This window comes from Clostridium zeae (assembly GCF_017312485.1).
In the GTDB taxonomy this organism is placed as follows: domain Bacteria; phylum Bacillota; class Clostridia; order Clostridiales; family Clostridiaceae; genus Clostridium_AR; species Clostridium_AR zeae.
Genome location: NZ_BMBA01000003.1, coordinates 1 through 6,673, shown reverse-complemented (window position 1 = coordinate 6,673; position 6,673 = coordinate 1). Strand labels below are relative to the sequence as shown.

Below are 6,673 nucleotides of genomic sequence, written 5' to 3'. Positions count from 1 at the left end.
TTGGGTTCGAGTCCCTGATGGCGCACCAAATATGGTGGACGTAGTTCAGTTGGTAGAGCACCAGATTGTGGCTCTGGTTGTCGTGGGTTCGAATCCCATCGTTCACCCCATATTAAATTTTATTGGGATGTCGCCAAGCGGTAAGGCAATGGACTTTGACTCCATTATCCGTAGGTTCGAATCCTGCCATCCCAGCCAATTGGTTTACTAGCTCAGTCGGTAGAGCACATGACTTTTAATCATGGTGTCCGGGGTTCGATTCCCCGGTAAGCCACCAATTTAATAAATGAAAAGATGCAGATGTGGCGGAATTGGCAGACGCACTAGACTTAGGATCTAGCGCCTACGGCGTGGGGGTTCGACTCCCTTCATCTGCACCAATCAAGCGGAAGTGACTCAATGGTAGAGTGTCACCTTGCCAAGGTGAAGGTCGCGGGTTCGAGTCCCGTCTTCCGCTCCAAATACGCGGGTATCGTATATCGGTAATACTCCAGCCTTCCAAGCTGAAAAGGTGGGTTCGACTCCCACTACCCGCTCCATACTAAAGACAACTTATAACTTAAGTTGTCTTTTTATATTATTTTATATAACAAGCTCCTATAGCTCAGTTGGATAGAGTGGTGGACTTCGAATCCATAGGTCGCAGGTTCGAACCCTGTTGGGAGCACCAGAACCATTGAAATAGCTAGGTTTCAGAAAGTTGAAGCCTAGCTATTTTTTATTTTTTCCACAGTTTTCCCACTTTAGTAAATCTAAAGAGGGGAGTTAAGTGAATAAATTGTTCAATTTTTCAACAGCATCAATCCTCTTTGTAGATGAATATGAAAAGTGGTGATTACAAACAATATTATTTATGAGTAAGTTTTTGTGAATACATATTGGGAGGAATTAATTAAATGGGAAATGTTATATTAGTTACGATAGTGAAAGGTACAATTATATACATTTTAGCACTAATATTAACTAGAAAAGTTGGAACAAAATTTATGTCACAGATGAATTTTTTTGATTTTGTTATGGGAACATCATTTGGATCGATAATAGCATATGATATCATTGATACAAAGTTTACTACAGTGTCTGCGACAACTGCATTGATATTATTTTCCATAATAACCAGTATAACAGCATACTTAAATATAAAAAGTTTCAAAATACGAAAATTAATAAATTCTGAACCAATTACCTTAGTAGAAAATGGCTCTATTGTAGATGAGAATATGAAGAAGCTGAAAATAACTGTTAATGAATTGAAAATGAAATTAAGAGAGAAGAGTGCTTTTAATTTAGCTGATGTAGAATTTGCTATAATGGAAACTGACGGGCAGTTATCTGTGTTACCTAAAGCTGATAAAAAGCCACTTACTCCATATCATTTAAATATTCAAACTACAAGTGCAGGTCTTGAAAGAGATATTATAATTGATGGAGTAGTAATGGAAGAAAACTTAAAATATATTGGATTAGATAGAAAATGGCTAGATGTTGAACTTAATAAACAGAAGATTAAAGATGTATCTGAAATATTTTATGCTGGAGTTGATAATACTAAAAAATTATATATATCAAAAAGAAATAAATCCAACGAGTATCCAGGGAAATATGGTATAGAATAATTGTATTACAAATATTTCAGTTTATGGATATGGTTAAGTGCCTAGAAGGAGAAAATCTTTCTAGGTTTTTTATTTTCTATGAAAAAATTTAAGCAGTATAACTTCAATTTTAAGGAAAATATTTTAGTATATTAAGACAGTAAAGACACATAATAATGATATTTTTAATAATTTACCATAAAAAATTTACTATAGTGCTAATAAAATTAAGATATTATCCGATAATTGAAATAGGAAGCTTAATTTAAAGAGTTTCACTTAGGAATCTTTATATAGGGTTCCTCTACGAAAATTTAATTTATACCTGTTCGAAAATCCTGGTATCTGAGGATTTTCTGGCATGTATAAATTAATAGTTGAAGTTGGAACTCTAGATTATAGTTAGGAGATGGGAGAGAATTATGGATATAGGAATAATTATCGGTATTGTGATAGGATTTGGTTCTTTGATTTTTGCTTTTATTGAAGAAGGCGGAAGCCCTTTAATGCTTGTGGCTTTTTCAGCTGCTGTGATAGTTTTTGGTGGAACTATAGGTGCAGTAGCGATATCTTTTCCAACAAGTAAATTAAAGAATATAGGTAAGATAATAAAGGTTGCATTTATAAATAGAAAAGTTAATACAAAAGAACAAATAGAATTTTTCAAAGAATTATCAACTAAAACAAGAAAGAATGGACTATTGAGTATAGAAGGAGATCTATCGAATAGTGAAATGGATCCATTTATAAAAAAAGGCCTTCAAATGGTTGTGGATGGCGTTGAACCAAGCACAATAAAGGGTATATTGGAGACGAAGTTAGAACAAATGTCAGAGCGTCACCATGATGGAGCTGGAATATTCGATGCAGCAGGCGGATTTTCACCAACAATGGGTATCATAGGTACTGTTATGGGATTGGTACAGGTTCTTAGTAATTTAGATGATCCGAGCACACTTGGACCTAAGATAGCAGTGGCTTTTATTGCAACCTTATATGGAGTAGGTACTGCAAATTTACTTTGGCTTCCTATAGCAAACAAGTTAAAAGCACTTGATAAAGAAGAAATATTAGAAAAAGAAATGTCAATTGAGGCTATTATGCTTATCCAAGAAGGGGCGAATCCTAATACTTTAGTGGCCAAGCTAGAAGGATTCTTGACTGACAAAGAGGTAGCAGAATTGAATTCAAATAATGCTAATGATTAGAGAGGTATTATTTTATGAAAAAAAAGAGAGCAGAAAAGGAAAATAATGAACGATGGTTATTAACATATTCTGATTTGATAACTCTTCTTATGATATTTTTTGTAGTAATGTACGCTTCTAGTACTGTAGATGCAAAAAAATATTCTCAAATTGCACGATCTTTGAATTTAGCCATTGGGGGTGGAAAAAGTATTATAGGTACCTCTGATAATGCTAGCATTGATTCGAGTAAAGTTACAGTGACAGATGAACAGCTTAAGCAGGCTGCAGAAAATGAAGCTAATAAGAAGGAAGAAGAACAAAAGCTAGAGAAGGTAAAAGAAGAATTAGACAAGATGATTGCTGCATCAGATCTTAAAGGTAGTATTACAACAAGCCTTCAAGAGAGAGGACTTGTAATTAGTTTTAATGATACAGTATTCTTTGACAGCGGTAAGGCTGATGTTAAAACCGATAATCAGAAAAAATTAATTTCGTTAGCAGGAATACTTAATAAGATTGATAACTATATAAGAGTAGAAGGACATACTGATAATGTACCAATAAACACTACATATTTTCATTCTAATTGGCAGTTATCGTCGATTAGAGCTTCTAATGTGGTAGAATTTTTAGTAACTAGAGGCGGAATATCAGCTGATAGATTATCATCTGTAGGCTACGGCGAATATAGACCGGTGGCATCAAATGATACAGAAGAAGGCAAAAGCAAAAATAGAAGAGTAGATATACTTTTATTGAATACCAATTTGAATGCATCTGAGACTAAGAAATAAGGTACTGAAATTAATTTCAACAATAATTTTAAATATAACAAAAGTAAAAATATACTATAGCGTCAGTAAGGATTGGCTAGCATTGTTAATAATATTAGCTTAAGAATTACTGAAGCTATTTTTTTACTGTAAAGGAGAGCGTTTTAGCTTGTGAAATTTAGAAGCTAATGTTGTATTATCATAAATATATAACTTTTTAATGATGAAACATATCTTTAAGTTCTATATAAATCAGAGCTATAAAACTATACCTAGCAAGTTGACTTTTAATATTAGCTGAAATAATATATTAAATGGATGGTAAACGTTAAAAAATTTTTATTAATAGAAATAACCTGATTTAATCACATATCCTATTGTTTGATTAATAATCTATATAGTGTTATTTTATATTCTATATGAAAAAATTACGGGGGAGGATTAATACTAAATATGGATAGATTAAAAAAATTTATTAATTACTATGGGCCGTACAAGAAACTTTTCTTTGCAGATATGGTCTGTGCATTGATATTATCGGGGATAGATCTTGTATTTCCTATGATAGTAAGATATTTAACTAATAATGTGTATATATTAGAAGATAAAAATACAATACTTAAGTATGTAATTTATGCAGGCTTGGCATTATTATGTATGTATATTGTAAGATACTTTTGTCAGTATTTTATAACTTCTTGGGGTCATATAATGGGGGCTAAGATGGAATCTAATATGAGAAAAGATTTGTTTGATCACCTTCAAAAATTATCATTCTCTTATTATGATAATAACAATACAGGAACCTTGCAATCAAGAATAGTTAATGACCTTTTTGATATTTCTGAGCTAGCACATCATGGTCCAGAAGACATATTTATATCTATACTTAAGTTATCAGGTTCATTCATAATACTTATGAATGTAAATGTTAAGATAACTCTAATACTTTTCTTTATAACCTTGGTTATGCTATATTTCTCAATATTCTATAACAAACATATGAATAGAGTATTTATGAAAAATAGAGAAAAGATAGCTACTGTAAATGCAATAGTACAGGACAGTCTTTCTGGCATTAGAGTAGTAAAATCATTTGCTAATGAAACAATTGAAAGTCATAAATTTGACAAAGGAAATATAGAATTCCTTAAGAGTAAGGAAGATAATTATCTTATAATGGGAAAATTCTTTAGCGGCAATGGATTTTTTCAAGGGTTACTATATGTATCAGTCATTTTGGCTGGAGGCTTTTTTATAAGTAATGGTACTCTAAAGGTAGCAGATCTTATGGTTTATATATTATATATAAATATTTTTTTAAGTCCGATAGACAAGCTTGTTAACTTTACAGAACAATTCCAAAAAGGGCTTACTGGCTTTGATAGATTCCTACAAGTAATAAATACTGAGCCGGATATAACAGATAAGAAAGGTGCTATGGATATTATAGATCCAAAGGGAAATATAGAATTTAAAAATGTATCTTTTAGCTATAATGAAAAACATAACATATTGGAAAATATAAACATAAATATAAAAGCAGGGAGGAATGTCGCGCTTGTTGGTCCTTCTGGTGGTGGTAAAACAACTTTTTGTAGTCTAATCCCAAGATTTTACGAAATAAATGAAGGTTCAATTACTATTGATGGAATAGATATAAGGGATGTAAAACTTAAATCTCTTAGAAATTCAATTGGTATAGTTCAACAAGATGTATACATGTTTACTGGCACTATAAAAGAAAATATAGCTTATGGGAGACCAGGTGCATCTGATGAGGAAATTATAGATGCGGCTAAAAAAGCTAATATACATGAATTTATTATGACTCTTAAGGATGGTTATGATACAAGTGTAGGTGAGAGAGGGGTTAAGCTTTCTGGAGGTCAGAAGCAAAGAGTGTCAATAGCAAGAGTATTCCTTAAAAATCCTCCTATATTAATACTTGATGAAGCTACATCTGCCCTTGATAATGAAAGTGAGAAGTTTATACAGAAATCTTTAGAAGATCTCTCTAAGAATAGAACTACAATAGTTATAGCTCATAGACTGAGTACTATAAGAAACGCTGATGAAATAATAGTTCTTACTGATGAGGGAATAAAAGAACGAGGAAATCATAATCAGTTAATTGATTTAGATGGAACATATGCTTATCTATACAATATGCAGTTTGAAAATATATCATAATTTAGTTTAAGATAAAAAAAATTATTGTATTTAAATCAACAATTAAAATTTAATTAGATAATACATGTATTCGGGGAATTTTACATTTCCTATATACATGTATTTTTATTTTTTAAGAGCTTATGAACGATTTTAATTTTTAAGATAGAAAGGTTGATTTTTACAATTTAGTGCGTTTTAATGCGGCGTATTCTTATTTAAGACATTATATTTTGTTATAATATTCAATAATAGACCTAGAAGAAAAAAAAAGAAACTTGAAGGTATATTTAGATTTTAGCATATAAATTTATATAATTGGCTATAGAATAATTTGAGTTTTGTTCTATAACATGATATATTAAATATCGTTGTCTGACAAATTGATTTTAAGCAACAAAAAATAATGTTGACAAGATTCGATTGAGATGATAATATGAATAAGCAGTTAAACATTGGTCTTTGAAAATTAAACAGAGAAGATAAACAAAGTCTAAAACTAGACTTAAACTAAACCAGCAATTCTTTTGAAAAAAGACTTACTAAGTAAGTAAGCTATGATTAAACTTTAAATTGAGAGTTTGATCCTGGCTCAGGACGAACGCTGGCGGCGTGCCTAACACATGCAAGTCGAGCGGAGAAAGTTCTTCGGAACTTTCTCAGCGGCGGACGGGTGAGTAACACGTGGGTAACCTGCCTTATAGAGGGGGATAGCCTTCCGAAAGGAAGATTAATACCGCATAATATTTTCGTTTCGCATGAAATGAAAATCAAAGGAGCAATCCGCTATAAGATGGACCCGCGGCGCATTAGCTAGTTGGTGAGGTAATGGCTCACCAAGGCGACGATGCGTAGCCGACCTGAGAGGGTGATCGGCCACATTGGAACTGAGATACGGTCCAGACTCCTACGGGAGGCAGCAGTGGGGAATATTGCACAATGG

The 6,673-nt window shown here is 32.2% G+C and carries 4 protein-coding genes, 7 tRNA genes and 1 rRNA gene; all 12 read left to right on the top strand.

What is annotated here, in order from left to right:
* Positions 1-34 precede the first annotated feature (34 nt).
* Positions 35-110: transfer RNA gene (locus tag J3477_RS14855), tRNA-His, on the top strand.
* Between the two features lie 13 nt (positions 111-123).
* Positions 124-198: transfer RNA gene (locus J3477_RS14850), tRNA-Gln, on the top strand.
* A 3-nt stretch (positions 199-201) separates the two neighbouring features.
* Positions 202-277, top strand: a tRNA-Lys gene (locus J3477_RS14845).
* A 19-nt stretch (positions 278-296) separates the two neighbouring features.
* A tRNA-Leu gene (locus J3477_RS14840) sits at positions 297-380 on the top strand.
* Positions 381-385: 5 nt separating this feature from the next.
* Positions 386-460: transfer RNA gene (locus tag J3477_RS14835), tRNA-Gly, on the top strand.
* A 5-nt stretch (positions 461-465) separates the two neighbouring features.
* A tRNA-Gly gene (locus J3477_RS14830) sits at positions 466-539 on the top strand.
* Between the two features lie 54 nt (positions 540-593).
* Positions 594-670 (top strand) — tRNA-Arg (locus J3477_RS14825).
* A 226-nt stretch (positions 671-896) separates the two neighbouring features.
* Positions 897-1,616 carry a DUF421 domain-containing protein gene (locus J3477_RS14820; protein WP_206870763.1) on the top strand — a complete coding sequence of 240 codons (720 nt, stop codon included), beginning with the start codon at positions 897-899 and terminating at the stop codon, positions 1,614-1,616.
* Between the two features lie 401 nt (positions 1,617-2,017).
* A complete protein-coding gene (locus tag J3477_RS14815) occupies positions 2,018-2,803 on the top strand; it encodes a flagellar motor protein (protein ID WP_206870762.1) in 786 nt (261 codons plus the stop codon).
* Between the two features lie 14 nt (positions 2,804-2,817).
* Positions 2,818-3,579 carry a flagellar motor protein MotB gene (locus J3477_RS14810; RefSeq protein WP_206870761.1) on the top strand — a complete coding sequence of 254 codons (762 nt, stop codon included), beginning with the start codon at positions 2,818-2,820 and terminating at the stop codon, positions 3,577-3,579.
* Positions 3,580-4,011: 432 nt separating this feature from the next.
* A complete protein-coding gene (locus tag J3477_RS14805) occupies positions 4,012-5,751 on the top strand; it encodes an ABC transporter ATP-binding protein (protein ID WP_206870760.1) in 1,740 nt (579 codons plus the stop codon).
* 548 nt (positions 5,752-6,299) lie between these two features.
* Positions 6,300-6,673, top strand: a 16S ribosomal RNA gene (locus J3477_RS14800); the annotation flags it as partial.